We start from the raw sequence: 25,359 nt of genomic DNA, 5'->3' as shown, positions 1-25,359 counted from the left end.
GGTGGGCCTTCCTCTGAGGGGCGGTTTTCAACCCGTCCATTCTACGCCCACTGGTTTCTTATTTGATAGGGAAACTAATGTGATGTTGCAGAAATGAAAAAATATGACCTACCGCTGAACATAGCGGACGCCCGCCCCCGCATAGGCGCTCGCGTAGGCTGCCAGCAGGTCGGCTTCTTGTTCTGCCCACATGTCCCAGTAGGGGCGGTAGGTTTCTCCGTCCCGGACTAGGGCCCGCTGCCTGCGGCGCGCGGTATCAAGCTCCACGAAAACACCCACATCGTGGGTACCGGTCAGGGCCCCTACCCCCTCAGCGATGAGCGCGCCGCCCGCCGCCTGCTGGGCAGCGGTAAAGGGGTGCGGGCCGGTTGCCTGAGAGCTACCCCAATCCCAGCCAAACCAGTGCGGGGTAGTCTCGGGGGAGCTGGCGCGTCCGTCCGCCACGGCCTCGGCAAGCTGCTGCCATACCAGGGCAGCTTGGGCCAGCCCGCTCCAGCCCTGATAGAGGTCTTCTAGATGAAAGACCTCGGCCGCGATACCTCGCTTGCTCAACCAGGTAGCCAGCTCAGCAGCCAGGGTGGTTTTACCCGACCCGCTGCGTCCGTCAATCGCCACCAGCAGCGGCCGCTCACCCCGCACCTGCTGGTGGGCCTGTGCCACCACCTCACCGAGCGAATCTAGCCCCGTTAGCTCAAGCACCCCGGCCTCCTTCGCCTTTGCCATAACTACTGCCCTCAGGCTACCGCACCGGGGCGCCCCTGCCCGCTTACCCGGCACAGGTTAACTGCTGTGGGTCTGGACCTGCTCGATGACTCCGGGCACGGCGTCCCGAATCATCTGGAAGGTCTCGTAGAAGTCGCTCATATCGCCGTACCAGGGGTCGTAGATGCCCAGCCGGTCAAGGGGCTGGTCTGCGACAGGCGGGTCGAACTCGCGCATGAGCCTAACCTTGGCCGCTGCCTCGTCGTTAGGGGCCATACGCTTAAGCGCCCGGTAATGGTTGGTGTCCATGGCTAGAAGCAGGTCGTAGCGGTCAAAATCGGCCCGGGTGAACTGCTGGGCTCGGTGGGAGCCGGTATTGATGTTGAGCTCATCGAGCACCTTCTTGGCTCGACGATCGATGGGATTGCCCTCTTCCTCATTGGAAATGCCGCTGGAAGCGACTTCTACGGCGAGCCCGGCTTGGGCGGCAGCTTGTTTGATAAGGTACTCGCCCATGGGGGAGCGGCAGATATTTCCGGTGCATACAGTCATGATTCGATACATGCTCACTATGTTCCCATGAAGCTTTCGGGAAAGGTGGGCGGGCAGAGAAGCTGAATAAAAAGTGGTAAAAAGTTCGCTCTAAGGCGGAAAAATAAGGGCAACCTGTGTATAGTCTTACAGGTACACACACTTGATGGTGGCTCTTAGGCAAGAAGGTTTGCCCGGTTCATACAGCAGTGAACTGAGAAGAGTAGCACCAGACACTCAGTTTCTTGAGTTCTTTCGAGATGACAAAAGCCCTGCAGGCCACACACCTGCGGGGCTTTTGCGTACTGCCTATAATGGGTGACATGAGTACCAGCACAACAGTCAACGACGACCGCCCTGAGGAACAGACCCCTAAACCTCGCCGCAGCAGGGGTAACCGCCTAGCTCTTGCCGCTCTACCGCTCATTTTCATTCTTGCGCCCTGGGTTCTAGCGCTGACTGCGCCTGAGCAAGTGGTGATTACTTCGATTCTGGTCGGCACCCCACTCGTCCTTGCGATTCTTGCCGCCTACGATGCGGCAACCTACCGACCTAATCTCACTTTCTGCCTGTTGGCCGCAGCCTGTATGTGGCTGGCTTCCAGGCTTTTTTATCCGGACGGAGCGGGCTGGTACGTTTGGGCGGTAATCATCATCTATATCGTGTCAGTCAGCCCCTGGCACAAAAAATTTGCGGACGAGTGGGGTACAAGTTCCGAGGGTAAAGAAGGCTCTGGAGGGAAAGAGTAATGCTCCGCTGGGAACTGCACCACCCTGTGGCAGGGCATCTGCTTCTGGAGCGTGGATCTGATGCCGAATTCATCGAGATCGACCCGGACTGGCCTATCAAAAAACCAGACGAGAAGTCACTGCACGCCCTTAACGAGTCTCCGGTAGGGGCAAAGATCCGTGAACGTATCGCCGAACGTATCGACCGGCCTAAGCAACGGGTGAGGGTGCTCGTTGACGGTGAAGTAGTGGGCCGGTATGACCATACTCCTACCAGCATTGCACTCAAGAAGAACCTTCTAGACGGAAAGTTCTCCCGGGCTAAGACCGCTGTTCCCACAGACCCCCAGCTTAAACTCACCACAAACTTTCTGGATGAGCTGCTGGTCGTGGCCTATAAACATGGGACAGCTAAGGAATATGTCGAGCTCGACGTGCCAGCCGGTAGCCGGTCAGAAGCCTACCGTGAGGCGCTTGAAAGAAGCCCCTCTCGACGGTTTGTTTTGCCCTTGCTGTTCGGTTTGGGCCGCTCTGCCTGGTTTCTCGCCATGCTGGTGCTTATGCCTGTGCTGGGTAGGGTAGTGCAGTGGCTAGTCGAACGTCTTCCCGATATAAATGCGCCCCAGATAGCCCTGCCTGTCCCAGAATTTACTCTTTCCCTGCCTGCCCCACCCCAGATAAGTCTGCCCGTTCCTTCCTGGCGCGTCCCCTGGCCTACTATTACTCCACCGGACTGGCTGCTTTTTCTTATGGAATACTCCAAAGCCTGGGTTCCTCTCGTCATCGGAATAGTCGCTGCAATTCTGGCTGTACGTAATGGGAAAAAATCTAAGCGCAGGAGGGCCGAGCTCGAAACTGACGGCAAAGAAGTCCAGAGATAGTACAGGGAAAACGCAAACACCGCGCGAAATATAATCAAGCTGACCATTTTCGCCGGTAAAGTTGGCTAGGACACACACTATCTGTATGAAGGATGAGATTGCCATGACTCAGCAGCCTACAAACCCTGAGCCCAACCTCCCTGGTGCAGGTCAGGCGGCGTCCGCCCAGGGGGTCCCACAGCCTGCGCCCGGCACCCAGGCACCCGATACTCTTATCGGCGGCCCTATGCCCCAACCTCCCGCTGACCCGAAAAAGAGAAACATGGGTCTGCTCATCGGCGGCCTGATGGCTATCGGTATTGCCATAGCTATTCTGGCTGGAATCTTCCTGACTGGCGCGTTTGGTGGGTCGAGTAAGGTCTCCAGCTACGACAAGTTTAAGGAAGGGATGCAGGAAGCCACAGCAGGCTCTGCCGCCTCTGTCTGTGCTGATAGCGGTGACACCATCTTGGAGTCAGCTCTTGAAGAGACTAAGCAACAGGGGGCTACCGATCTGGGTGTTGCCCCTGAAGATGTCAATATTTATATTTGCTCCCCGGCTGACTTGAGCAGCTTTGAAGGCATGATGGCTATTGACGATTCTTCGCCCCTCATTATGGGGTTCTACGTCAACGGTGCTTCAGTTGATGAGAATCAGGTTGCTGAATTTTCTCAGTCTGACTTTGAAGACGGCTGGGTTACCTATGGAGAGAACTGGATGGCTGTAGGTATGAACGCTGAAGAGAGCCTTAAGGCCAGCCTGCTCGATACCTTCAATGGTAAGGAAGCTGTGCTCAACTAAGACGTAGAGTCTCCGAAGTATCAGATCTGTCGGTACCCCCTTGTTGCGGGGTGCCGACTTTTTTTGTGTTCACTTTCAGGATTTTAAAAGGTGCGGACGCCGCCACCCGCCTTTGCCTTGCAAGGGCGGGGTGGGCGTCCGTCTACTCCCCACTAGCTTAAACTCTGACTGCGCAAAAAAGTTGAGTCTTTTTGACTCAACTCTGTTGACTTCTGCTCAAAACGTGGCAAACTAGATATCAAGACAAACGAGTTGAGCCTGCACGACTCAACTTGTTTGAAAGATGTACAGATAACCAAACCATAAGGAGTAAATATGTCACGTGCAGTAGGTATTGACCTCGGTACTACCAACTCAGTTGTATCAGTCCTCGAAGGCGGCGAACCCGTCGTCATTGCCAACGCAGAAGGCGCCCGCACCACCCCCTCCGTCGTAGCTTTCTCAAAGGACGGCGAAGTTCTAGTCGGTGACGTCGCCAAGCGCCAGGCCGTCACCAACGTCGACCGCACCATCGCCTCCGTCAAGCGCCACATGGGCACCACCTGGACCCAGGACATCGACGGCAAGGCATACACCGCCCAGGAAATCTCAGCCCGTACCCTCATGAAGCTCAAGGGCGACGCTGAAGCCTACCTGAACGACAAGGTCACCGACGCCGTCATCACCGTCCCCGCCTACTTCAACGACGCCGAACGTCAGGCCACCAAGGAAGCCGGCGAAATCGCGGGCCTCAACGTCCTGCGTATCGTTAACGAACCCACCGCAGCAGCCCTGGCCTACGGCCTCGACAAAGGTAACGAAGACGAACTGATCCTGGTCTTCGACCTCGGCGGCGGCACCTTCGACGTCTCCCTGCTCGAAGTTGGCAAGGACGAAGACGGCTTCTCCACCATCCAGGTCCGCGCAACCTCCGGCGACAACCGCCTGGGCGGCGACGACTGGGACCAGCGCATCGTCGACTTCCTGCTGGAGCAGGTCAAGTCCAAGACCGGCGCTGACCTGTCCAAGGACAAGATCGCCCTGCAGCGTCTGCGTGAAGCAGCAGAACAGGCCAAGAAGGAACTGTCCTCAGCAACCTCCACCAACATCTCCCTGCAGTACCTGTCCGTCACCCCCGAGGGCCCCATCCACCTGGATGAAAAGCTGACCCGCGCCAAGTTCCAGGACATGACCGCAGACCTGATCGAGCGCACCAAGAAGCCCTTCAACGATGTCATCTCTGAAGCCGGCGTCAAGGTTTCCGACATCGCCCACATCGTGCTGGTTGGTGGCTCCACCCGTATGCCCGCCGTCACCGAGGTCGTCAAGGAACTCTCCGGTGGCCGCGAACCCAACAAGGGCGTCAACCCCGACGAGGTTGTTGCCATGGGTGCAGCCCTGCAGGCAGGCGTGCTGAAGGGTGAGCGCAAGGACGTCCTGCTCATCGACGTCACCCCCCTCTCCCTCGGTATCGAAACCAAGGGCGGCGTGATGACCAAGCTGATCGAGCGCAACACTGCGATCCCCACCAAGCGCTCTGAAACCTTCACCACCGCTGAAGACAACCAGCCCTCAGTATCGATTCAGGTCTTCCAGGGCGAGCGTGAGTTCACCCGCGACAACAAGAACCTGGGCACCTTCGAACTGACCGGCATCGCACCCGCGCCCCGCGGCGTCCCCCAGATCGAAGTTACCTTCGACATCGACGCCAACGGCATCGTGCACGTCTCAGCTAAGGACAAGGGCACCGGCACCGAGCAGTCCATGACCATCACCGGCGGCACCTCCCTCTCCAAGGAAGACATCGACCGCATGGTCAAGGACGCCGAGGCTCACGCCGAGCAGGACAAGGCCCGCCGCGAGGCAGCCGAGACCCGCAACGCTGCTGAGAACACCGCCTACTCCATCGAGAAGCTCATCAAGGACAACGACGAGAAGCTGCCCGAGGACGTCAAGACCGAGGTTCAGGCCGACGTTGACGCCCTGAAGGCTGCCCTCGAAGGTGAAGACGATGACGCCGTCAAGGCCGCTTTCGAGAAGCTGCAGGCATCTCAGACCAAGCTGGGCGAGGCTCTCTATGCTCAGGCTCAGGCAGATGCAGCAGCCGGTGAGGGCACCAAGGCTGAGGACGACGACGTCGTTGACGCCGAAGTAATCGATGAAGAAGACGAGAAGAAGAACTAATCATGGCTGAGAACACCAACGAGCCCGTAGATAACCAGCCCGAGGGCGCCGACCCTCTGGAGGAAGCCTTCGCCGCCCCGGCTGCTGAAGGCCACCCCGAGCCCGAAGGTGTAGCTGCTGACGCTGCGGCAGATGAGGATTCTGCCGCAGCCGAGGCTGGCGAAAGTGCAGAGGCAGCTGAGAGCGCTGACGCGGCCCTGGCCGCCGAGCGTCTCGAGGATCTGCGCCGCCTTCAGGCCGAGTTCACCAACTACAAGAACCGCACCGCCAAGGAAAAGGACCAGCTACGCGATTTCGTTATCGCCGACCTGGTTGCCGCCCTGCTGCCCGTCATCGACGATATCGATGCCGCCCGCAAGCACGGCGACCTTGAAGAAGGCCCCTTCGCCGCGATTGCCAATAAGCTCGAAGAAACCCTGACCAAGCAGGGCCTTGAGCGATTCGGTGAGGTTGGCGAACCCTTCAACCCCCAGGTGCACGAGGCTGTACTGCAGCAGCCCACCAGCGAGGTTGAGCCTGACTCAGTCTCCATGGTCCTGCGCAACGGTTACAAGGTGAAGGACCGCGTGGTCCGCACCGCCCAGGTAGCCGTAGCGGTAGCAGAATAAGGACGCGGGCGGGCACCCGGCCTGATACGTCAGGCTGGGTGCCCGCCCCTTCTATCACCATCACCCCTAAAAGAGACACGATCTACCTCGGAAGGAGAGGCATATGGCGAGCGAAAACTGGCTCCATCAAGATTTTTATAAGGTACTAGGCGTAGCCGAGGATTCCTCCGAGGCAGATATCAAGAAGGCCTACCGCAAGCTGGCCCGCAAGTACCACCCCGACCAGAACCCCGGTGACGAGGCCGCTGAGAAGAAATTCAAGGAAGTCTCAGAAGCCTACGACGTACTCTCAGACCCCAAGCAGAAGGAAGAATACGACCAGATCCGTAAGTACGGCGCTGCCGGATTCGGCGGGGCTGGTGGCGGCTTCCCGGGTGGTTTCCCCGGCGGCGGCAACTTCAGCTACTCCACCAGCGGCGGCGCTGGCGGTATCAACATCGAAGACCTGCTCGGCGGCATGTTTGGTGGTGGTGGCTTTGGCGGGGCCGGACGCTCCGCCGGCAGTTTCCCTGGCGGTGCGGGTGGCTTCCCCGGTGGTGGCTTCTCAGCCCCCAAGGGTGAGGACGCCACCACCAGCGCCCGCATCACCATCCAGCAGGCCTACGACGGCGCTGAGGTCTCGGTCTTCCGCCCTGGCGGATCCCAGACCAAGGTTCGCCTGCCGCGCGGCGTCAAGGACGGCCAGAAAATCCGTGCCCGCGGTAAGGGGCACCCCGGTGCTGGTGGGGCAGGGGACCTGATCGTCACCGTCCGCGTGGACTCCCACCCCGTCTTTGACCGCGAGGGTGATAACCTGCTCGTGCGTGTGCCCGTCACCCTGGAAGAAGCCGTCAAGGGCGGCGTGATTGAGGCCCCCACCCTCGACGGCGGGAGCGTCAAACTCCGCCTGGCTGCCGGTTCACCGGCCGGGCGTAAGCTGCGTGCTAAGGGCCGCGGCTTCGTGACCAAGAAGGGCACCGGCGATATGCTGGTTATCCCTGAGGTGCAGCTGCCCACTAACCTCACACCCGAAGCTGAGGCAGCTCTCGACGCCTTCTTCGCGGTTGCGCCGCAGGCCAACCCCCGTGAGGACCTGCTGAGGAAAGCTGGTGACTAAGAATGGCTCTCGAATCTGACCGCCCGGTCTTCGTTATCTCTGTAGCTGCCGAACTGGCCGGTATGCACCCGCAGACCCTGCGCCAGTACGACCGGCTAGGGCTGGTGCAGCCCCAGCGCGCACCGGGGCGGGCCCGCCGCTACTCCGAGCGCGACGTGCAGAAACTCCAGGAGATTCAGGAGCTCTCCCAGTCCGGCGTCTCGCTCGAGGGTATCAAACGTATCATGCAGCTGGAGAACCAGGTGGAGGCCCTGCGAGCCCGCATGGGCGAGCTGCAGGCTGAAAATGAGGCCCTGCGCAACCGTCTGCAGGAGAACTCTCGCATCTTTGCTGCCGGAACCTCAGGTGGGGCTGTGCACCTGGCTCGGGGCAAGCGTCCTGCTGCCCGCCAGACCTCCCAGGCCGTGGTGCTCTACCGGCCGCGCTAAGTCCGCCCCTCGGTCTTGGCTGTAGCGATGGTTGCCATCAGCGCGAAAGAGATTCGCGCTGATGGCAACCATCGCTACATTCAAGACATGGGCTGACCACAGCACCACAAAAAACTTTCGGAATAAAGTAATATAGGCTGATGTTGAACCTCCTGTAAACGATCAACACAGCACCGAAAGGTAAACGAAATGACCAGCATCAGCACCGCCCCCGACCTGCGCCCCAGCCTGCCCAGCGTTGATAACACCGCCTTCCAGATGGGGCTAGACACCTTCGGCGACACCACCGCCGACCTGGCAGGCAACCGCCTGCACCACGCCCAGGTGATTCGCAATGTCCTTGAGCAGGGCCAGCTGGCCGACCGTGTCGGCGTTGACTTCTTCGGTATCGGTGAGCACCACCGTCCCGACTACGCCGTCAGCGCCCCCGACACCATCCTGGCGGGCCTGGCAACCTCCACAGAGCGCATCCACCTAGGTTCGGCCGTCACCGTCCTCTCCTCTGACGACCCCATCCGCGTCTACCAGCGCTTCGCCACCATCAACGCCCTCAGCAAGGGCCGCGCCGAAGCCGTACTGGGCCGCGGCTCCTTCACCGAGTCCTTCCCCCTCTTCGGCTACAAGCTTGAAGACTACAACTCCCTCTTCTCTGAGAAGTTTGACCTCTTCACCAAAATCATCACCCAAGAACCTCTCAATTGGAACCCCGGCAACCGCGAGCCCCTGGTCAACCAGGAGATCTATCCCAAGACCGAGGGTATTCTTAAGCACTGGCTGGCTGTTGGTGGCAGCCCCGAATCTGTTGCCCGCGCGGCCCAGTACAAGACCCCGCTCATGCTCGCTATCATCGGAGGCCCCGCTGAGCGCTTCAAGCCCTACACCGACCTCTACCGCCGAGCCAATGAGCAGCTAGGTAATGGTGATTTGCCTATTGCTGTCCACTCGCCCGGCCACATCGCCGAGACTGACGAAGAAGCCCGCAATCAGCTGCGCGAACACTGGATCGCTAACCGCAACAAGATCGGTGCTGAACGCGGCTGGGGTCCGGCAGGGGAGCGCGAATTTGAGCACGAAATTGAACACGGTGCCCTCTATGTGGGTTCTCCCGAAACCGTCGCCCAGAAGATTGCCGATACCGCCAAGAAGCTGGGCATCAACCGCTTTGATCTGAAGTTCTCTAATGGTGCTCTAGCCCATGAGCACTCCATGAACTCGATTGAACTCTACGGCACCAAGGTGATGCCGCGCGTCCGAGAGCTGCTGGCAGGTCACTAAACCCCAGCTGGCGAGACCAAATAGGGTCTGCCCCTCCCCGGCGATATAGTAGAAGAGCGCCCCACCGGCCATGCGGCTTGGTGGGGCGCTCGTTTCATCACGCCCGTCGCACAGGTTCCCTCACCCAAGCGACGAACCCAAGGAAAACACATGACCGTCCAAGACATCTTGAGTGCGATCAGCTCCCTGATTTGGGGGCCCTTCGTCCTGATACCCCTGCTCCTCGGCACCGGTATCTACCTCACCATCCGGCTGGGCTTTATCCAGCTCACAAAACTAGCCGTCGCCAACCGGCTAGCCTTCCTCGAACGCAAGGACGAGGACGCCCCCGGCGGCGACATCTCCCAATTCCAGTCCCTCACCACCGCCCTGGCAGCCACCGTGGGCACCGGCAACATCGTGGGTGTTGCCACCGCACTCTCTATCGGCGGCCCCGGCGCCCTCTTCTGGATGTGGATTACGGCTCTCTTCGGTATGGCTTCCAAATATTCCGAGGCCTTTCTCGGCGTGCGCTACCGCACCACCGACGCCAAGGGGGAAGTCTCCGGCGGCCCCCAGTACTACCTCCAGCGCGGCATCAAAGGCCCCCTGGGCAAATTCCTAGCCCTCTTCTTCGCGGTAGCCGCCGTGCTGGCGTCCTTCGGCATCGGCAATACCGCCCAGGGTAACTCCATTGCCCACAACCTTGAAGATACCTTCCACCTGCCCGCAGCCCTCACCGGCATCGTGCTGGCCCTCATCACCCTCTTCGTGCTGATGGGCGGTATCAAATCTATCGGGCGGGTAACCAGTGCCTTCGTGCCGGTTATGATCCTCTTCTATGTGGGCGGGGCCCTCTATATTCTGGGTGTGCACGCCGCTGACCTGCCCGCGGCCTTCGGCCAGATTTTTGCGGACGCCTTCACCGGCTCCTCCGCTGTCGGCGGCTTTGTGGGCTCCACCCTCATGTACGCCGTGCAGTACGGCGTGGCCCGCGGTATTTTCTCCAATGAATCCGGCATGGGCTCTGCCGCTATCGCCGCGTCAGCCGCCCAGACCACCCACCCGGTGCGACAGGGCATGGTATCGATGACCCAGACCTTCATCGACACCATCATCGTGGTCTCCTGTACCGGCCTGGTTCTGGTTGTCACCGGTATCTGGCACGCTAGCGACCCCGCAACCGGCGAGCAAATCTCTGCTTCCGTGATGACCAGCCAGGCCTTTGCCTCGGTAATAGGCCCCGCGGGAAGCTGGATCGTGACCATCGGCCTGGTGCTCTTTGCCTACTCCACCATTCTGGGCTGGGCCTACTACGGCGAACGCAACATCGAGCGCCTCTTTGGTCGCCGCGGCGTTACTCCCTACCGCCTTTTCTTCGCGGTGATCGTCTACTTCGGTTGCACCATGGAACTGACAGTGGCTTGGACCTTCTCAGACATCGCCAACGGACTCATGGCCATTCCCAACCTCATCGGTCTACTCCTCATGTCGGGGCTAATCGTTCGAGAGACCAAGTACTACCTGGCCAACGACCCCAAGCTCACCGCATCTAAGGCTGAGATCGACGCCTTTATGCAGGGGCACCCCGGAGCGATTGACTCCTACGAGAAAACGGGGCAGTAAGAAGACCCTCTACCTATAAAAGAGGCGGGTACCCGCACACCTATGGTGTGTTCGGGTACCCGCCTTTTTTACACAGCTAACGAATTTTTACCGACGAATGTAGGTCAGGTCGTGGGCCCGGCGGCCCGCCTCACCTGCCTTGCGTTCGAAGCTGGTGACCACGCGTCCGTCCCAGCGAGGGGCCCAGCCGCCAACAGGGTCTTCATCGGTGGTGTTTTCACCGGCGTGGGCATTGGTGAAATCGGGGTGGGCATCGAGTACCTCGCGCATGACCAGGGCGTATTCCTCCCAGTCAGTAGCCAGACGCCAGATACCACCGGGCTTAAGAACCCGGGCCACCTTATCTGCAAAGGCAGGGGAGACCAGACGACGCTTGTGATGGCGGGCCTTGTGCCAGGGGTCGGGGAAGAAGACCCAGAGTTCATCAACCGAAGACTCTTCGAGCAGGTTATCCAGCAGCTCGGGTGCATTAGCCTGGGCCACACGCACATTCTCAACCCCGGCCTGGCCCATCTTGAGCAGTAGGTCAGCGATGCCGGGGGTATAGACCTCAACAGCCAGGAAGTTAGCCTCGGGTACCTGGGCAGCCCGATTGACGATAGCCTCGCCCAGGCCGGAGCCGATTTCAACTACGAGAGGGGCGCCGGTGCGTCCATAGAGGGCCTGCTGATCAAAGACTGCGCCCTCAGCAACCGAGGTATCGCCGATGTTGCGGGGAAGGTCAAGCACGTGGGTGGGGGCGTAAGTATCCCAGGCCTTCTGGCGGCGGGCAGTCAGGCGGTCGCCGCGGCGGACGAACGAGTAGGGCTGACGGTGGAATTGTTCGGGCACGGGAGCGGTTAGGTCTTCGCCTGCCGCTGCACGCTCGGCCTTAGCGGCCAGGTCCTGCTTTTGCTTGTTGGTTTCCATAACTCTCCTTACGAGGTTGAAACAGATAAACCGGCGCGCACGGAAACGCAAAGTGCCGCCGGTAGGGGAAAGAAAGACTTCCCCAAGTATATCGTCACAGATAGACACCGGGGCAGGCTGAAAACAGCCTGCCCCGGTGGAGGGTCCCTGACGGTTCTACTTAGTAGATAACGCGGCCCTGGGTGACGCCCATGTGCTCAAAGTTATCGTCTGAATCGCCGTCCATCTCATCGATGACAGTAACTGCTACGAACAGCTCGTACTGGACGTTCCAGAAAGGGAAATTCACGTAATAGCGCAGGGGAATCTCTACGGACTCACCGGGCTGTAGGACGCCGGAGTAGGTCCAGGTAAAGGAGGGGGAACCCCAGCCTGCCTGTCCAGCGTACGCGAAGGTAACGAGCGGATCGCTTGAGTTAACGTAGGTACCGGCCCGGTTTGAACCGGTGGCGTCTGTAGCAACATCGTTCATGTCGGTCAGTAGGGTGCCGCTGGGGTTCACTGCGGGCACCGTACCAACGTTGGTGATGGTCATGGTGTTGGGGAAAGACGCGTAGGCAGCAACGTTGGTTCTTGTGGTCGGACCACGATAGATGGGGCTATCGTAGACCGGCTGAAAAGTTGACCAGTCCACAGTGGGATCAGAGAGCAGAATTGCTAGATCGGTGCGGGGGATCTCTTCGAAGCTCGCTGCGTAAGCGGGGATAGCACTGGTAGCCAGGACGGCAGGAGCAGCCCAGGCACCAGCCTTCAGTACGGTGCGGCGTTTGGGAGTGTGCGCAGTCATTGTGTGTGCTTTCTTGTTTAGGCGAAACGGCCTGCTGCAAGCAGACGGTCCATGTTTCGTTCTGCGATAGCAGTAATGGTTACGAAGGGGTTAACACCAATTTTGCCAGGAATCAGGGAGCCGTCCATAACAAAGAGACCGGGAACCCCCTTAACTTCACCGTTGAGGTCGGTGGTTTCACCGATGACGGCACCGCCGAGGGGATGGTAGGTGAAGTAGTCAGCGAAGGTCTTGCCGTCCTTGAAGAGACCCTTGTTGTAGCTGGTTCCTGAGTTAGCGGCGTTCATCTTATCCATGAAGGCCCTAGCTGCTGCAACGCCGGGGGCTGCCTTGGCAGAGTCCCAATCCAGTTCCATAGAGCCGGTTGAGTTGTTCCAGGTGAAGGTGCCCTTGTTGGGGTTGTTGGTGATAGCCAGGTAGAGGCCGATACGCATATCGATACCTGCGGGGAAGGGAGCCAGTTCGGCAAAGACCGAGTTGGTGGAGTTATCCCAGTTGGAGACGCCCATGGCGGGAATACCGGACTGGTAGCCGCCGGTCGCAGCGTTCATATTACGGGCAACCATGATATTGCCGTTGGGGCCCCAGTTGGTACCAAGGGTCGCGGGCAGGTTCTTGATGGTACCGAAGTTCTTGGCCTGCAGGAGCAGGCGGTTGGTACCGACGGAACCGGCGGCCATGATGACGCGGTCATAGACCTTCTTGGTGGTGCTGACCAGGTTGCCCTTGAAGTCGATGGTCTTCAGATCGAGAGTAAAGGTGCCATCGGCCTGCTGGGTAATGGAGGTTACCTCGGTCATGGCGGTCAGGTTGACCTTGCCGGTTGCGAAGGCGGTGGCAAGGATGGTCTTGGGCAGGGACTTCTTGCCGTAGTCGTTACCGAAGATGACCTGGCCGCCCAGGGCTGACTTGGGTACGCGGGCAAAGTTCTCGCGGCGCATGTAGTCCCAGTCGTAGACGTTGGGGACGAACTGGTGCTTGAAGCCGGCCTTGGCTGCCTGGGAGGCTGATACGCGTGAGAACTGGTACCACTTGGAGGTGCCTACGATATCGGTGGGGGGTGCTGCGACGCCCAGGTTGGCGTTGGCGCGGGGGAAGTAGGTTGCGTACATTTCAGCAGCATCAAGCTGGGGGAGGACCTGCTGGAAGTAGGACTGAATAGGGGTAACGGCCATGCCGCCGTTGGCGAGAGAGCCACCACCGACACCCTTACCTACGTAGACCTTCATGTTAGCGAAGCGCTCAACGCCGAGTACGCCGGCTGCACGGCCGATGGATCGGTTGACGAAGTCCATGCCTGCGATGCTTGAGAGGGGCATGTCGGTGCGGTTTTCGAACCACATGGAACGCTCGGTGGGGGAGGTCATCTGGTCAAACTTGTAGCCGTTTGACTTGGCTGCCATGTTTTCCCAGTCTGCACCCATCTCGATCATGTCGACGGTGTAGCCCTTTTCGGTCAGGGCGCGGGCGGCTACAGCGCCGCCGTAGCCGGAGCCGATGATAGCGATACGCTTCTGGCCGTTGGCGTGGGCGTTAGTGGTGGTTGCTGCGGTCAGAGCGGACGCGGCGGATGCAGCTGCGGTCAGCTTCAGGGCTGAGCGACGGTTTGGGGTAAATGACATGGGTGTGTCCTCTTCTAAAAGTACAGGTGCGAGACCGAGTGGGGTGACGCTCGTCAGCCTTGGGGGAGACCGCGAGAGCTTTGTGGGCTATTTCGTGAGTATTCTACGGAATATTTTCAGAATGCGAAAAGTCCTGTCCCCACTTTAGCGGTATTTTGGGTGCGCTTACGTCGCACGATGTAGGGGTAGGAGGGTCTATTACGTTCTTCTGTGCTGGAAAATTTATCGCCAGGAGCAGACGGCGTCGCAGTCCTGTCTAAATATGAAAGACATATAAAGAGGTGGGATGGTTTCCATATTTTTTCAAAAAGAAGTAATGCTTGATGAATCAAGGGAAATTTAAAAAGACAGCCTTTGGGTGCGCGGCTCCTTGCTCTTATTTTTAAAAACCATCTGTACTACTTCATGAGTCAAACTTGTGTGATGGATACGAAAAATTATTTTGAGCTGCTGGCCGAGTCGTCGATGGCTCGCGGGTCGGTGGGGGTGCCAAAAGTGGGCTTTGCCTGCTGAATAATGGGCAGGGAGCCGGTGTGTAGTGGGATGCTTCCCGTATTGACGTCGTCAATGGTGATGTCGTAAACCTCTGGCTGAGTGGACTGGGCGTCGTCAGCCAGCATTTTTTCGGTGATGACTTTAAGGCTGGTGGTATCGGGGTGTTCTAGAACCGGGTTCTTTTGGGTGAGGTCAACTTCATGATCGATTTGGGCGTCCAAGCCGCCCGGGTGGCCGTACATAAAGCTGTCGATGTTATCGACCGTTGCTTCGAAGTTGGGGTCGTGAGTGAGGTACTTTTTGGTTTCGCGGGCTACCAGGCCAGAGAGCAGTAGCAGGCCGATGAGGTTGGGGATGGCCATGAGGCCGTTCATGATATCTGAGAAAGTGAAAACCAGAGTGAGCGGGGCGATGGCGCCAAGCCCACAGACCAGGGCAAAAATCATCCGATAGCTAACGATAGCCTTGGCGCCACCACCGAGTGACTCTAGGGCGCGTTCGCCGTAGTAGGACCATCCGAGCACGGTGGAGTACCCCAGGAGGACCAGGCAGAAGGTGACGACGTAGCCGCCCCAGTCGCCGGGAAGACCGGTAGCAAAGGCAACTGATGTCGAGGTGGCTGGGTCATCACCTTGCCAAGCGCCGGTGGTTAGCAGAATGAAGCCCGTCATTGAGATCACCACGATGGTGTCGACGAAGGTCTGCGTCATGGAAGCTAGGCCCTGGCGCACAGGGTGGGAGGTGGTGGCTACGGCCGCTGGAATGGCCGCGGTGCCCATGCCAGATTCGTTGGAGAACAGGGACCGTTGGGCGCCGACCTGTAAGGCAAAAATCATTCCGGCACCGACAGCTCCTCCGAGGGCGCCTTCGCCGGTAAAGGCACCCCGCAGAATCATGGTGAAAACCTCTGGAAGCATATGGGCGTTGATGGCCACAATGTAGGCCCCAAACCCCAGGTAGAGCAGAATCATGAGGGGTACACAGAAGGCGGTTACCTTTGAAACCGTTTTAATGCCGCCGAGCAGGGCTGCTGCTGTTCCCAGGGTAAGGACACCCGCGGTGAGGTAGGGCGGAATGTTGAAGGAGTGCTCCAGGTTGGCTGAGATGGCGTTGGCCTGGGTCATGTTCCCAATGCCGAAGCAGGCGAAAACACAGCAGACAGCGAACATGGTAGCGAGGAATTTACCAAAGCGGTTGGGAATGCCTCGCTGGAGGTAGGCTTGCGGGCCGCCGGTGAGTTCGCCCATCTTGTCTCGATGGCGAAAGCGGACACCCAGAAAGCATTCGGCATATTTTGAAGCCATACCGAAAATGGCGGTAATCCACATCCAGAAAAGAGCGCCAGGGCCGCCGATGCTGAGGGAAAGCGCAACACCAACAATGTTGCCGGTGCCTACGGTGGCGCCGAGGGAGGTGCTCATGGCCTGGAAGGAGGATATTTCTCCTTTGGCTCCTTCCTGACGGGAGCGCCGTCCGAACTGCAGGCTCATGGCCTTGGTGAAGAGTCTCAGTTGAATGAGGCCTAGCCTGACGGTGAGGAAGATGCCGGTGCCAATGAGGAGGGGAAGGAGTAGAAAAGGTCCCCAGATGAAGCTGCTGGCTGTGTCGAGTGCTTCTTGTAGGGCGCCCACTCTTCTAACCCCTTCTTTCTCTGTGGTCTAACTCTCGTTAATTTATCATAAGGCTGATGATTAGCCTGCTTCCTGTTGGTTTATTAAGGATAGAAAAACCGCCTTCACTCCGTAGGGGTAAAGGCGGTTAGACAGAAGAGATCTGGGGTTACTACTTCTTGCTGGAGAAGAGTAGGGCCAGGCCTGCGCCGAGTAGTACGGCGTCCTTGGCCATTGCGGTGCCTTCCTGGGTGGGGCGTATGCCGTCTTCCTTGGTGAGCGAGTCAATGTTGAAGTACATGCTCAGAAGGCCTGCTGAGAAGGCGGTCAGGCCCAGGCCTGCCAGCTTTGCGGGGACGAACGGGGTCAGCAGGGTGGCGCCGAGCAGGGTTTCACTGGTTGCCAGTAGCTTGCCGAACTGCTTGTCAGAAAGCTTCGATACCTGGGGGACGCCGTTGGCAGCCATGCCCTTGAGGTGGCTGTAAGTCTCTTCGTCCATGGAGAGCTTGTTGATGCCCTGATCAAGAATAAGGGCACCAGCGGTGAGGCGGAGGGCGGCGTTAGAAAGCTTAGGCATGAGAATTCCTGTCCTAGTGGGGCTCGGCTGCGGTAACAAACCGAGAAATTTTGTTTCCGTGTAAACATTCTAGCGTGTGGAGAGCCACTTAGATAGTGGGATTAAGCGACTCTCAAGGGGGCAGCTATCAACATTAACGGAACAAATACCCCTGCTAGAAGGACTACACTTGAGCTGAACTATAACAAAATACCGGTCTGGAAAGGCGCGTTACCCCCTGTTCTTATCGAATATGAAGGGTCGCGTTCGCTCCTGGCAGGACTTTGACTCTTATAAGGGGGCGCTCATGGCTACAGCCGAGCACACACCTGATGCGCAGGCAACCGAAGGTCTGCAACGAGGTTTATCAAACCGTCATATCCAGCTCATCGCTATCGGCGGTGCAATCGGCACGGGCCTCTTCATGGGCTCAGGCAAGACCATCTCGCTGGCAGGCCCCTCCCTGCTCCTGGTCTACGCAATCATTGGTTCTGTTATTTTCTTGGTGCTCCGCGCTATGGGAGAGCTGTTGCTCTCCAACCTCAAGTACAAGACCTTCAACGATTTCATCACAGACCTGCTAGGCCCTAGTGTCGGCTTCCTTATGGGCTGGTCCTACTGGTTTACCTGGGTCGTCATCGGTGTTGCCGATATCATCGCCATCACCAGCTACGTTCATTTCTGGTGGCCTGACCTCCCCGCCTGGATTCCAGCCCTCTGCCTCATCGGCCTGCTGCTGGCCCTGAACCTACCTAGCGTGAAGAACTTCGGTGAAATCGAGTTCTGGTTTGCGCTGATTAAGATTGTGGCTATCGTCCTGCTCATTATCGTGGGCCTGGTGATGGTCTTTGCAGGTTTTACCTCACCCAACGGTGACAAGGCATCCGTGGCAAACCTGTGGAACGATGGGGGTTTCTTCCCCATGGGCGCAAGCGGCTTCTTTGCGGCCTTCCAGATCGGTATCTTTGCCTTCCTGGGAGCTGAGCTCATCGGCACCACTGCAGCTGAAACTAAAGACCCCACCAAGACCCTGCCCCGGGCCATCAACGCGGTGCCGGTGCGTATCATCGTCTTCTACGTACTGACCCTGGCCGTGATTCTCATGGTCACCCCCTGGCGCAACATCGACCCCAACCAGAGCCCCTTCGTTGAGATGTTCACCCTGGCAGGTTTGGGTTTTGCCGCCCACCTGGTGAACTTCGTGGTGCTCACCAGTGCGACCTCGTCCGCTAATTCGGGCATCTTCTCAACCTCCCGCATGATTTACGGCCTGGCGCAAAACGGCAGTGCCCCCGCCATCTTCGGCAAGCTCTCCAAAAACGGCGTGCCCCGCAACGGCCTCTTTCTGACCACCGTGTTACTTTTCTCAGGCCTGATTCTGCTCTATGCGGGTGACTCTCTCATTGCCGCCTTCACCCTGGTAACCACGGTGGCATCGGTGCTGACCGTTGTGACCTGGTCGCTCATCATGATCGCCTACCTCAAGTACCGCAGGACCCGCCCGGAATTGCACGAGGCGTCCGTCTACAAGCTGCCCGGTGGCGTCTTTACCTGCTACGCTGTGCTGGTCTTCTTTGTGGGCGTCATCGTGCTGCTCTTTATGTACGAAGACACCCGCCAGGCCCTGATCGCCATGCCGGTCTGGTATGCCCTGTTAGGTGCTGGCTGGTGGCTGATCTATCGCAAGAACCGCGGCCAGACCCTCACCGCCCGTGCCGAGGAGAAGTCCAAGCACCACTAGCCCGCAAAAGCTGACCTGTAAGCGGGCTGGTCAGGGCAGGTTGCTAGGACGCCCTGCATAGCCCGCTTTTCAGCGCTGGTGACAGTGAGCTGGTAGGCAGCTTTGACTGATACCTGCCGTGCCACATACTCGCAACGGTAGCCTGGCTGGGGGAGCCAGGCGTCCGCGCTCTTATCGGACTTCTCGGTATTGGCCGCCTGCCCCGCAGCCTGTAGGTTGAGAGGGTCGTTAGCGAGCAGGACGCGCTCTTCTGCACTCCACTGCCAGGCCCCCGAAGACCAGGCGTTGGATAGGGCCACTACATGGTCAATGGGGACAGCCTCACTGGTCTTAGGCCCGCGCGTAAAGTCGATAGTCTCAGCCGTATAGGGGTCGATAAAATTCCCCGAGAGAACGTAGCAGTTACTTGCAACGTCAAGATCGGTCAGGTCACGGGTGAGAATATCGTTGCGCTGATCGCAGCCATTGCGGTCAATATCGGCCCACGGGTCTCCGTACGCATCTCGCTTGTACCTGGCCTGGGCGTAGGGCTCAGCTACCGTCAGGGTAGCAAGCACCTCACTTGCTGTGGAATAGGTCTGCACCCCGGATCCAGCAAAACCGGTGCTCACGGCGGTGCCTGCCGGATTGAGCAAATCATCGAGGGCAGCGCGGACGTTCCACTCGTGAGAGCGCAACCAGAGCACACCACCCACCAGCAAGACCATAACCAACAGAAGGGCTAGCGCCCGCCGCAGCCCGCGGGGCAGATCCGCTACAAAGCGGACGCCCGCACGGATTTGGCGGTCACTGGGCGCAGAAAAACGGGGAGCGGACGGACGTTTACGGGAGGCACTCATAGGCAACCCATTCTAGCGCTGGGAGCTGGGCACCTCTCCCCTTAAAAATCGTCAATTGATATGAAACCGCTACCGGTCACCGGAACCATGGGGATAGATCCGGTACTGGGGTGGGCAGTATTCACCGAAAGGCTACCCGTCGGGTCATCTGACTGGTAGTAATCAGGGTGGTCACAGCCCATGCCCCGGTGCATGGCTTCAATGACGCCTTCTGCGGCGTCCGAAACCGACAGGAAATTTCGAGCCCAGCGGCCGCCCGGCGCGGGAGCCGTCCACCCGGCCTTTTCTAGCATCTCCGTATCAAGCTCCACTTCGATGGCCTCAAACTCGTCGGGGGACGTGAGCTCACAGAAGTAACCGGCAGGCGAACGGAAGATACTCACAAAGTTAGTGACGTCCTCCGTTTCCACTATCTCAGGAGAGAGGTAGTAGATCCGCAGTGAAAGGGTCCAGGGCAGTTCATCAAGACGCTGCTTAGTGACCGATAGGAGCTGCTGCCAGGCACGGGCGGTACGCTCACTCTCGGTCAGCACTTTTGGCTGTACCACGCCGATACCCTGGGCCTGAATCTCTTGAATGTTGAGAGGCTCGGTGGGGTCAACCGGGGGCTGGTTAATGGGGCGAGCTGGCAAAGCGGGTGAACCGCCTAAGGCCATCGCGTCGTTGAGCATCTGGCGGCCAGCCTGCAGAGCCAGGTGCCAAGAGCCGTACTTGGCTCGTACCGTACCTAGATGGGGCACGCGTCCGCTCCGGGTAGGGTCTTCAGCCCAGCTGCCGTAGAGCAGAACCGAGGGTTTACGGTCGTAGCGGATACAGTAGTTCAGGAACTCGCCCAGAGTATTGCGGAAGGTGCGCTCGCTCAGGGTGCCAGCCTCGAGTTTAATACCCTGACCCTCAGCATCCGGCGGGCAGGCCCCCACCTTGAGCAGGGCCTTGGACCAGGAACGGTCCCCCAGACGGTCCTCAATCAGTGCCCGGGACGGGGGCCAGGAGAAATCCCCGCGAGAGATATGGGCAATCTCCTGCGGCAGATGAGCGAGAAAGTCGTCGTAGGCCTGCTCTTCGAGCTCGGTATAGGGGTGTTCCGCCATGTATTTGAGGGCCGCACCGATACGCCCGACAATTCCGGCAATTGCCTCAGCGGGGACCGCAAAGGACTCCAGCATACGCGGAAGATCCTGGATGATGGTTGGGTCAAGACCTACCGCCGCGTATTCATAGTCGGGCTCAAAATCAAAACTGATAGCTACTGCGTACCAGATAGCCGAGGCCATGAGCACATTTGAGTGGGTTTGCCCCTGGCTACCGCTAAAGAGCCAGCGGCCAGAATGAACGGCCTGATCTAGTAGGTCGCGATCGATATCGGGGTAGAGCACGGACGCCCGGTGTACGGCTTCAGAGGACGTCCAGCCCATGCGCGCCAGGCCGCTTAACAGAGAATCGTAGCGTTCACAGAACTCTGTATAGGTAAGATCAGCTGCGTCTGGCACGGTGGTTCTCCAAAGCAAGGTTGAATAAGGGCGTGGTAGCGGTACAAGAGACTCGGCGTAGGTCTGGTGATGCCGGTGCCGAAAATATATACCCTGTATGACTACTACTTTATGTGGTGTTAACCCTCTCTGCCCACTGCAAGCGTAACTATTACACACAGGGTTGGTGGTACACGCTGTCTTATGTGAATCAGGTGACTAGAACGCTCTTTGAACCCAGGCCTCTTGCTGAACCCGGTCATAAAACCGGTATGAGAAACTAGAAACTATGACACACGCAGGCCCGGTAGCAGAACCCCACGCCCCCCTTCCCTCAATCGAGGAACGTATCGCTGTAGAACTCGGTGCTCGGGTTGACCAGGTGCGCTCGGCTGTAGCCCTGCTTGATGATGGGGCCACCGTGCCCTTCATTGCCCGCTATCGCAAGGAAGCCACAGGCGGGCTGGACGATGCCCAGCTACGCACTCTTGCTGAACGCCTGCGTTACCTGCGGGAACTCGAAGAGCGCCGGGCAGCTATTGTGCAGACCCTGCACGAGCGGGCCCTGCTCACCGACGAACTGGCCGCCGCGCTGGCGTCCGCGCCCACCAAAAACGAGCTCGAGGCGCTCTATGCGCCCCACAAAACCAAACGCAAGACCCTGGCTTTTCTCGCCCGTGAAGCCGGGCTGGAATCCCTGGTTGAAGATCTGCTCGAAGTTCCCTTTGCCCCCACTGCCGACATCGCTGACGCCTACGTTGAGCCTGAACTGGCCGATGCCGAACCCGGTACCGTTGAGGCTACCGTCGCCTCGGTCGACAACGCACTAGACGGAGCCCGGGCTATCTTGATTGAGCAGGCCATGACCGACCCCGCCCTGGCCGAAACCCTCCGCCAGCGCTTTGTACGCCGTGGCGTTATCACCTCCCGCCTGATTCCCGGTCAGCAGGAGGCCGGGGCGAAGTTCAGCGATTACTTCGAGTTCAACGAAGAAATCCGCCGTATCCCCTCCCACCGGGTGCTGGCCCTGCTCCGTGCCGAAAAAGAAGGGGCCGTGAAGGTCAGCTTCGATGTGGATGTGCTGCCCCCGGCCAAGTCCTCCCTCAAGGGTGCCGCCCGCGAAGCTGCTGAGATTCTGGCCGAAGAATACGACCGGGAACGCAGCTGGTATGAACGCACCGTAGCCGAAGCCCTCGGCATCGGTGCCCAGGTGCTCAACATGGTCTCCGACGAAACCATGGTGGTTGGCTGGCTGGCCAAGACCGTGCGCATTGCCTGGCGCCAGCGTCTGCTGCCCCGCCTGGCTGCTGAGGTCAGAACCTCCCTCTTTGAGCAGGCGGAAAAGGACGCCATCGCTGTCTTTGCCTCCAACCTGCGCGATGTGCTGCTGGCAGCCCCCGCTGGCTCCCGTACCACTCTGGGACTCGACCCCGGGCTGCGCACCGGCGTCAAGGTCGCCGTCGTTGGGCAGACCGGCCAGGTCCTGGCCACCGACGTTATCTACCCCCATGCCCCCCGAAACCAGTGGCAGGCGTCCCTCGATACCCTCACCCAGCTGGTGCGCGCCCACGGTGTAGAACTGATTGCTATCGGCAATGGAACAGCCAGCCGTGAAACCGACAAACTGGCTAGCGACCTCATCAAACAGTGCGCGGCTAACGGCTACCGGGGTCTTGAAAAAGTGGTGGTCTCCGAAGCGGGCGCCTCCGTCTACTCCGCCTCAGAACTGGCCAGCCGCGAACTACCCGGCATGGACGTCTCCCTGCGCGGGGCAGTTTCGATTGCCCGCCGCCTGCAAGATCCCCTGGCCGAACTCGTCAAAATCGAACCCCAATCGATCGGTGTGGGTCAGTACCAGCACGACGTCTCACCGGCAGCCCTCACCCGCGCCCTGGACGGCGTGGTCGAAGACTCCGTCAACGCTGTTGGTGTACTCGTGAACTCCGCCTCACCGGCCCTGCTTGCCCGAGTGGCGGGCTTCAACAAGACCATTGCCGACAACATCGTCACCTACCGCACCGAGCACGGCCCCTTTACCCGTCGTACCGACCTGCTCAAGGTGCCCCGTCTTGGGCCCAAGGCTTTCGAACAGGCTGCCGGCTTCGTCCGTATCACCGGCGGGTCCGAGCCGCTGGACGCCTCCGGCGTGCACCCCGAATCCTACGACCTGGCCCGCAGCATTGTGGCAGCAGCCGGTGGCTTCACCCAGGGTAAGGCCAGCGCAGAAAGCCTAGCTGCCCTCAACCCGCGCGACTTCACCAGCGAAACAGTTGGTCTGCCCACCGTTACCGACATCATCGCTGAACTTTCTGCACCCGGTCGCGACCCCCGCCCCACCTTCCGCACCGCCCGCTTCGAAGAAGGCATTGAAACTATCGCGGACCTCGTTCCCGGCATGATCCTGGAGGGAACCGTCTCCAACGTCGCCGCCTTTGGCGCCTTCGTCGACATCGGCGTCCACCAGGACGGCCTGATCCACGTCTCGCAGATGAGCCGCGAGTTCGTCTCCGACCCCCACACCATCGTCAAATCCGGCGATATCGTGCAGGTCCGTGTGGTTGAGGCCGACCCCGCCCGCAAACGTATCTCCCTCTCCCTACTTCTCGAAGAGCCAGAACCTAAGGCTCGCAAGACGAGAGGACGTCGGCGCCGCTAGATAAGGAATCCCCCCATGCACTCTCTCACCATGAACGATGGCCGCGTCATACCCCAGCTGGGCTTTGGTACCTGCCGTATCGCACCGGCTGCCACCGCAGCAGCAGTAGCAACCGCCCTCGACACCGGGTACCGTCACATCGATACCGCCACCATCTACAAGAATGAAGCGGGAGTGGGGCAGGCCGTGGCCGAATCTGGCTTACCCCGCGCTGAGCTCTTCGTGACCACCAAGCTCTGGAATACCGACCAGGGCTACGACACCGCTATCGAAGCGGCCGAACGCTCCCTGGAACTTCTGGGTCTGGACTACCTCGACCTCTACCTCATCCACTGGGCCCAGCCCGGTCTTGGTCGCTACCGGGCCTCCTGGGAAGCACTGGTCGAGCTGCGCGAGCGCGGGTTGGTACGCTCCATCGGCGTTTCCAACTTCACCGACACCCAGCTGGACCAGATTATCAGCGATACCGGCGTCACCCCGGTGGTCAACCAGATTGAACTGCACCCCTACCTGACCCAAACCCGCATGCGGGCAGAGAACTCGGCCCGCGGCGTCCTGACCGAAGCCTGGAGCCCCCTGGGCAACGGTCTGGTGCTTACCGACCCAACCCTGGAAGAGCTGGCAGGACGCCGCGGTATTGGGGTGGCTGAGCTGGTGCTGGCCTGGCAGCTGACCGTGGGCAACGTCGTGATCCCTAAGACCGAAACCCCGGCTCGTATGGCCTCCAACCTGGCGATGCAGGGAATGGAACTAACCCCTGACGAAATAGCGGCTATCGAAGCCCTGCACCGTAACCACCGCCTCGGCGGCGACCCCGCCGAAGGCGACCTGGGCGCCCCCGAATACAGCGACCGGCGCACGTTCACCCCTACCGAACAGGCTAGGGGCTAAGAGTAGGGAAGACTAGAGTGGGGTGTGACCGTGCATACGCGAAAGGACAAGATATGACTGAGTCACCCCGCCTCACCTTCAACGACGGCAACAGCATTCCCCAGCTGGGCTACGGCGTCTGGCAGGTAGAAAATGACACCGCCGAAAAGGTCGTCGGCCTGGCCCTTGAAGCCGGCTACCGCCACATCGATACCGCCAAAATCTACGGCAATGAAGAAGGCACTGGCAAGGCAATCGCTGACTCCGGCGTAGCCCGCGAGGACGTCTTCCTCACCACCAAGATCTGGAACGACGACCAGGGTTACGAGCAGACCCTCAAGGCAGCGGACGAGTCCCTGGCCCGCCTGGGTACCGACTACGTCGACCTGCTCCTGGTTCACTGGGCTAAGCCCTCCCAGGGTCTCTACACCGAGACCTGGAAGGCCCTGATTGAACTGCAGAAGCAGGGCAAGGCCAAGTCCATCGGCGTTTCTAACTTCCCCGAAGAGCAGCTGCGTGAAATCGTCGCTGAAACCGGTGTTGTGCCCGCTATCCACCAGATTGAGCTGCACCCCTACTTCGCCCAGGAGAACCTGCGCGAGGTCCATGCAGAACTGGGCATTGTCACCCAGGCATGGAGCCCCCTGGGCAACCGCTCTGACCTGCTGGATAACCCCGTGATTGGCGAAATTGCCAAGGCGCATGACGCCACCCCCGCCCAGGTTGTGCTGGCCTGGCACCGAGCCCACGGCATCGTAGCTATCCCCAAGTCGGTAACCCCCGAGCGTATCGTCTCTAACTTCGAGTCCCTGAACGTTGCCCTGACCGGCGACGAGGTTTCAAAGATTGACGCGCTCTCATCAGCTGAGGGCCGCATCGGCCCTGACCCGGCAGATATCGACTTCTAGTAAGGGCTACCCAAGGGGCAGAGCAGGGTCACAGCGAAGCTGCTGGCTCGGGGCTGGCGTGAATCGCTTGTGAGCGCTAGCGAACCAGCGAGAGGGTCG

The 25,359-nt window shown here is 59.5% G+C and carries 22 protein-coding genes; 13 read left to right on the top strand and 9 right to left on the bottom strand.

Going from position 1 to position 25,359, the window contains the following annotated elements; all coding sequences use genetic code 11:
* Positions 1 to 108: 108 nt before the first annotated feature.
* The gene (locus L7A20_RS03375) at positions 109 to 723 is read right to left on the bottom strand and encodes a hypothetical protein (protein ID WP_237222404.1); all 615 of its coding nucleotides are present in this window, start codon (positions 721 to 723) and stop codon (positions 109 to 111) included.
* A 57-nt stretch (positions 724 to 780) separates the two neighbouring features.
* Positions 781 to 1,254, bottom strand: coding sequence for a low molecular weight protein-tyrosine-phosphatase (locus L7A20_RS03370; protein WP_237222403.1), 474 nt, complete (start codon positions 1,252 to 1,254; stop codon positions 781 to 783).
* A gap of 302 nt (positions 1,255 to 1,556) precedes the next feature.
* Between L7A20_RS03370 and L7A20_RS03365 the strand changes: the two genes are divergently transcribed.
* From L7A20_RS03365 to L7A20_RS03325, 9 genes are all read left to right on the top strand, one after another.
* Positions 1,557 to 1,982, top strand: coding sequence for a hypothetical protein (locus L7A20_RS03365; RefSeq protein ID WP_237222402.1), 426 nt, complete (start codon positions 1,557 to 1,559; stop codon positions 1,980 to 1,982).
* Positions 1,982 to 2,842 carry a hypothetical protein gene (locus tag L7A20_RS03360; protein ID WP_237222401.1) on the top strand — a complete coding sequence of 287 codons (861 nt, stop codon included), beginning with the start codon at positions 1,982 to 1,984 and terminating at the stop codon, positions 2,840 to 2,842. The genes L7A20_RS03365 and L7A20_RS03360 overlap by 1 nt, the downstream gene beginning before the upstream one ends.
* Positions 2,843 to 2,945: 103 nt before the next feature.
* Positions 2,946 to 3,623, top strand: coding sequence for a hypothetical protein (locus L7A20_RS03355; protein ID WP_237222400.1), 678 nt, complete (start codon positions 2,946 to 2,948; stop codon positions 3,621 to 3,623).
* A 315-nt stretch (positions 3,624 to 3,938) separates the two neighbouring features.
* Positions 3,939 to 5,786: a molecular chaperone DnaK gene (dnaK, locus tag L7A20_RS03350; RefSeq protein ID WP_237222399.1), complete on the top strand. Its 1,848-nt coding sequence runs from the start codon at positions 3,939 to 3,941 to the stop codon at positions 5,784 to 5,786.
* A 2-nt stretch (positions 5,787 to 5,788) separates the two neighbouring features.
* A complete protein-coding gene (locus L7A20_RS03345) occupies positions 5,789 to 6,394 on the top strand; it encodes a nucleotide exchange factor GrpE (protein WP_237222398.1) in 606 nt (201 codons plus the stop codon).
* A gap of 103 nt (positions 6,395 to 6,497) precedes the next feature.
* Entirely contained in the window at positions 6,498 to 7,490 is a 993-nt protein-coding gene (locus tag L7A20_RS03340) for a DnaJ C-terminal domain-containing protein (protein WP_237222397.1), read from the top strand.
* Positions 7,491 to 7,492: 2 nt separating this feature from the next.
* Positions 7,493 to 7,918: a heat shock protein transcriptional repressor HspR gene (locus L7A20_RS03335; protein ID WP_237207531.1), complete on the top strand. Its 426-nt coding sequence runs from the start codon at positions 7,493 to 7,495 to the stop codon at positions 7,916 to 7,918.
* Positions 7,919 to 8,107: 189 nt separating this feature from the next.
* Positions 8,108 to 9,193 (top strand): LLM class flavin-dependent oxidoreductase, encoded by a 1,086-nt coding sequence (locus L7A20_RS03330; RefSeq protein ID WP_423817420.1) that lies wholly within the window; start codon positions 8,108 to 8,110, stop codon positions 9,191 to 9,193.
* Positions 9,194 to 9,343: 150 nt separating this feature from the next.
* On the top strand, positions 9,344 to 10,798 hold the full coding sequence (locus L7A20_RS03325; RefSeq protein WP_237222396.1) for an alanine/glycine:cation symporter family protein: 1,455 nt from the start codon (positions 9,344 to 9,346) through the stop codon (positions 10,796 to 10,798).
* Between the two features lie 87 nt (positions 10,799 to 10,885).
* Here the strand turns inward: L7A20_RS03325 and trmB are convergent, their stop codons facing one another.
* The 5 genes from trmB to L7A20_RS03300 all read right to left on the bottom strand — a co-directional run bounded on the left by trmB (position 10,886) and on the right by L7A20_RS03300 (position 16,798).
* Positions 10,886 to 11,707: a tRNA (guanosine(46)-N7)-methyltransferase TrmB gene (gene trmB / locus L7A20_RS03320; RefSeq protein WP_237222395.1), complete on the bottom strand. Its 822-nt coding sequence runs from the start codon at positions 11,705 to 11,707 to the stop codon at positions 10,886 to 10,888.
* A 160-nt stretch (positions 11,708 to 11,867) separates the two neighbouring features.
* Positions 11,868 to 12,494 carry a hypothetical protein gene (locus tag L7A20_RS03315; protein ID WP_237197025.1) on the bottom strand — a complete coding sequence of 209 codons (627 nt, stop codon included), beginning with the start codon at positions 12,492 to 12,494 and terminating at the stop codon, positions 11,868 to 11,870.
* A gap of 17 nt (positions 12,495 to 12,511) precedes the next feature.
* Positions 12,512 to 14,116 carry a GMC oxidoreductase gene (locus tag L7A20_RS03310; protein ID WP_237222394.1) on the bottom strand — a complete coding sequence of 535 codons (1,605 nt, stop codon included), beginning with the start codon at positions 14,114 to 14,116 and terminating at the stop codon, positions 12,512 to 12,514.
* Between the two features lie 437 nt (positions 14,117 to 14,553).
* Positions 14,554 to 16,242 carry a sodium:alanine symporter family protein gene (locus L7A20_RS03305; protein ID WP_336603565.1) on the bottom strand — a complete coding sequence of 563 codons (1,689 nt, stop codon included), beginning with the start codon at positions 16,240 to 16,242 and terminating at the stop codon, positions 14,554 to 14,556.
* Positions 16,243 to 16,393: 151 nt separating this feature from the next.
* Positions 16,394 to 16,798, bottom strand: coding sequence for a hypothetical protein (locus tag L7A20_RS03300; RefSeq protein WP_237198796.1), 405 nt, complete (start codon positions 16,796 to 16,798; stop codon positions 16,394 to 16,396).
* A gap of 286 nt (positions 16,799 to 17,084) precedes the next feature.
* Here L7A20_RS03300 and L7A20_RS03295 point away from each other — a divergent pair, with 286 nt between their 5' ends.
* Positions 17,085 to 18,518 carry an amino acid permease gene (locus L7A20_RS03295; protein WP_237222393.1) on the top strand — a complete coding sequence of 478 codons (1,434 nt, stop codon included), beginning with the start codon at positions 17,085 to 17,087 and terminating at the stop codon, positions 18,516 to 18,518.
* Here L7A20_RS03295 and L7A20_RS03290 read toward each other — a convergent pair.
* Together L7A20_RS03290 and L7A20_RS03285 are read right to left on the bottom strand one after the other, a co-directional pair.
* A complete protein-coding gene (locus L7A20_RS03290; protein ID WP_237222392.1) occupies positions 18,515 to 19,357 on the bottom strand; it encodes an HNH endonuclease family protein in 843 nt (280 codons plus the stop codon). The genes L7A20_RS03295 and L7A20_RS03290 overlap by 4 nt on opposite strands.
* A gap of 41 nt (positions 19,358 to 19,398) precedes the next feature.
* Entirely contained in the window at positions 19,399 to 20,847 is a 1,449-nt protein-coding gene (locus L7A20_RS03285; RefSeq protein WP_237222391.1) for a hypothetical protein, read from the bottom strand.
* A gap of 268 nt (positions 20,848 to 21,115) precedes the next feature.
* Between L7A20_RS03285 and L7A20_RS03280 the strand changes: the two genes are divergently transcribed.
* The 3 genes from L7A20_RS03280 to L7A20_RS03270 are packed head-to-tail and all read left to right on the top strand — an operon-like array spanning position 21,116 to position 25,260.
* Positions 21,116 to 23,482 (top strand): Tex family protein, encoded by a 2,367-nt coding sequence (locus L7A20_RS03280; RefSeq protein ID WP_237222390.1) that lies wholly within the window; start codon positions 21,116 to 21,118, stop codon positions 23,480 to 23,482.
* A 15-nt stretch (positions 23,483 to 23,497) separates the two neighbouring features.
* The gene (locus L7A20_RS03275) at positions 23,498 to 24,373 is read left to right on the top strand and encodes an aldo/keto reductase (protein WP_237222389.1); all 876 of its coding nucleotides are present in this window, start codon (positions 23,498 to 23,500) and stop codon (positions 24,371 to 24,373) included.
* A gap of 53 nt (positions 24,374 to 24,426) precedes the next feature.
* Positions 24,427 to 25,260 (top strand): aldo/keto reductase, encoded by an 834-nt coding sequence (locus tag L7A20_RS03270; protein WP_237222388.1) that lies wholly within the window; start codon positions 24,427 to 24,429, stop codon positions 25,258 to 25,260.
* Positions 25,261 to 25,359: the final 99 nt, after the last annotated feature.

The sequence above is a fragment of the Rothia nasimurium genome, from assembly GCF_928381415.1.
Lineage (GTDB): Bacteria > Actinomycetota > Actinomycetes > Actinomycetales > Micrococcaceae > Rothia > Rothia nasimurium_H.
Note: the sequence above shows the minus strand (reverse complement) of the source record. Positions and strands in the feature narration are given on the sequence as shown.

Excerpts from the sequence above, each read along its gene's own strand:
- L7A20_RS03375 (WP_237222404.1), bottom strand. The coding sequence starts at position 723 with ATGGCAAAGGCGAAGGAGGCCGGGGTGCTTGAGCTAACGGGGCTAGAT.
- L7A20_RS03370 (WP_237222403.1), bottom strand. The coding sequence starts at position 1,254 with ATGACTGTATGCACCGGAAATATCTGCCGCTCCCCCATGGGCGAGTAC.
- L7A20_RS03365 (WP_237222402.1), top strand. The coding sequence starts at position 1,557 with ATGAGTACCAGCACAACAGTCAACGACGACCGCCCTGAGGAACAGACC.
- L7A20_RS03360 (WP_237222401.1), top strand. The coding sequence starts at position 1,982 with ATGCTCCGCTGGGAACTGCACCACCCTGTGGCAGGGCATCTGCTTCTG.
- L7A20_RS03355 (WP_237222400.1), top strand. The coding sequence starts at position 2,946 with ATGACTCAGCAGCCTACAAACCCTGAGCCCAACCTCCCTGGTGCAGGT.
- dnaK (WP_237222399.1), top strand. The coding sequence starts at position 3,939 with ATGTCACGTGCAGTAGGTATTGACCTCGGTACTACCAACTCAGTTGTA.
- L7A20_RS03345 (WP_237222398.1), top strand. The coding sequence starts at position 5,789 with ATGGCTGAGAACACCAACGAGCCCGTAGATAACCAGCCCGAGGGCGCC.
- L7A20_RS03340 (WP_237222397.1), top strand. The coding sequence starts at position 6,498 with ATGGCGAGCGAAAACTGGCTCCATCAAGATTTTTATAAGGTACTAGGC.
- L7A20_RS03335 (WP_237207531.1), top strand. The coding sequence starts at position 7,493 with ATGGCTCTCGAATCTGACCGCCCGGTCTTCGTTATCTCTGTAGCTGCC.
- L7A20_RS03330 (WP_423817420.1), top strand. The coding sequence starts at position 8,108 with ATGACCAGCATCAGCACCGCCCCCGACCTGCGCCCCAGCCTGCCCAGC.
- L7A20_RS03325 (WP_237222396.1), top strand. The coding sequence starts at position 9,344 with ATGACCGTCCAAGACATCTTGAGTGCGATCAGCTCCCTGATTTGGGGG.
- trmB (WP_237222395.1), bottom strand. The coding sequence starts at position 11,707 with ATGGAAACCAACAAGCAAAAGCAGGACCTGGCCGCTAAGGCCGAGCGT.
- L7A20_RS03315 (WP_237197025.1), bottom strand. The coding sequence starts at position 12,494 with ATGACTGCGCACACTCCCAAACGCCGCACCGTACTGAAGGCTGGTGCC.
- L7A20_RS03310 (WP_237222394.1), bottom strand. The coding sequence starts at position 14,116 with ATGTCATTTACCCCAAACCGTCGCTCAGCCCTGAAGCTGACCGCAGCT.
- L7A20_RS03300 (WP_237198796.1), bottom strand. The coding sequence starts at position 16,798 with ATGCCTAAGCTTTCTAACGCCGCCCTCCGCCTCACCGCTGGTGCCCTT.
- L7A20_RS03295 (WP_237222393.1), top strand. The coding sequence starts at position 17,085 with ATGGCTACAGCCGAGCACACACCTGATGCGCAGGCAACCGAAGGTCTG.
- L7A20_RS03290 (WP_237222392.1), bottom strand. The coding sequence starts at position 19,357 with ATGAGTGCCTCCCGTAAACGTCCGTCCGCTCCCCGTTTTTCTGCGCCC.
- L7A20_RS03280 (WP_237222390.1), top strand. The coding sequence starts at position 21,116 with ATGACACACGCAGGCCCGGTAGCAGAACCCCACGCCCCCCTTCCCTCA.
- L7A20_RS03275 (WP_237222389.1), top strand. The coding sequence starts at position 23,498 with ATGCACTCTCTCACCATGAACGATGGCCGCGTCATACCCCAGCTGGGC.
- L7A20_RS03270 (WP_237222388.1), top strand. The coding sequence starts at position 24,427 with ATGACTGAGTCACCCCGCCTCACCTTCAACGACGGCAACAGCATTCCC.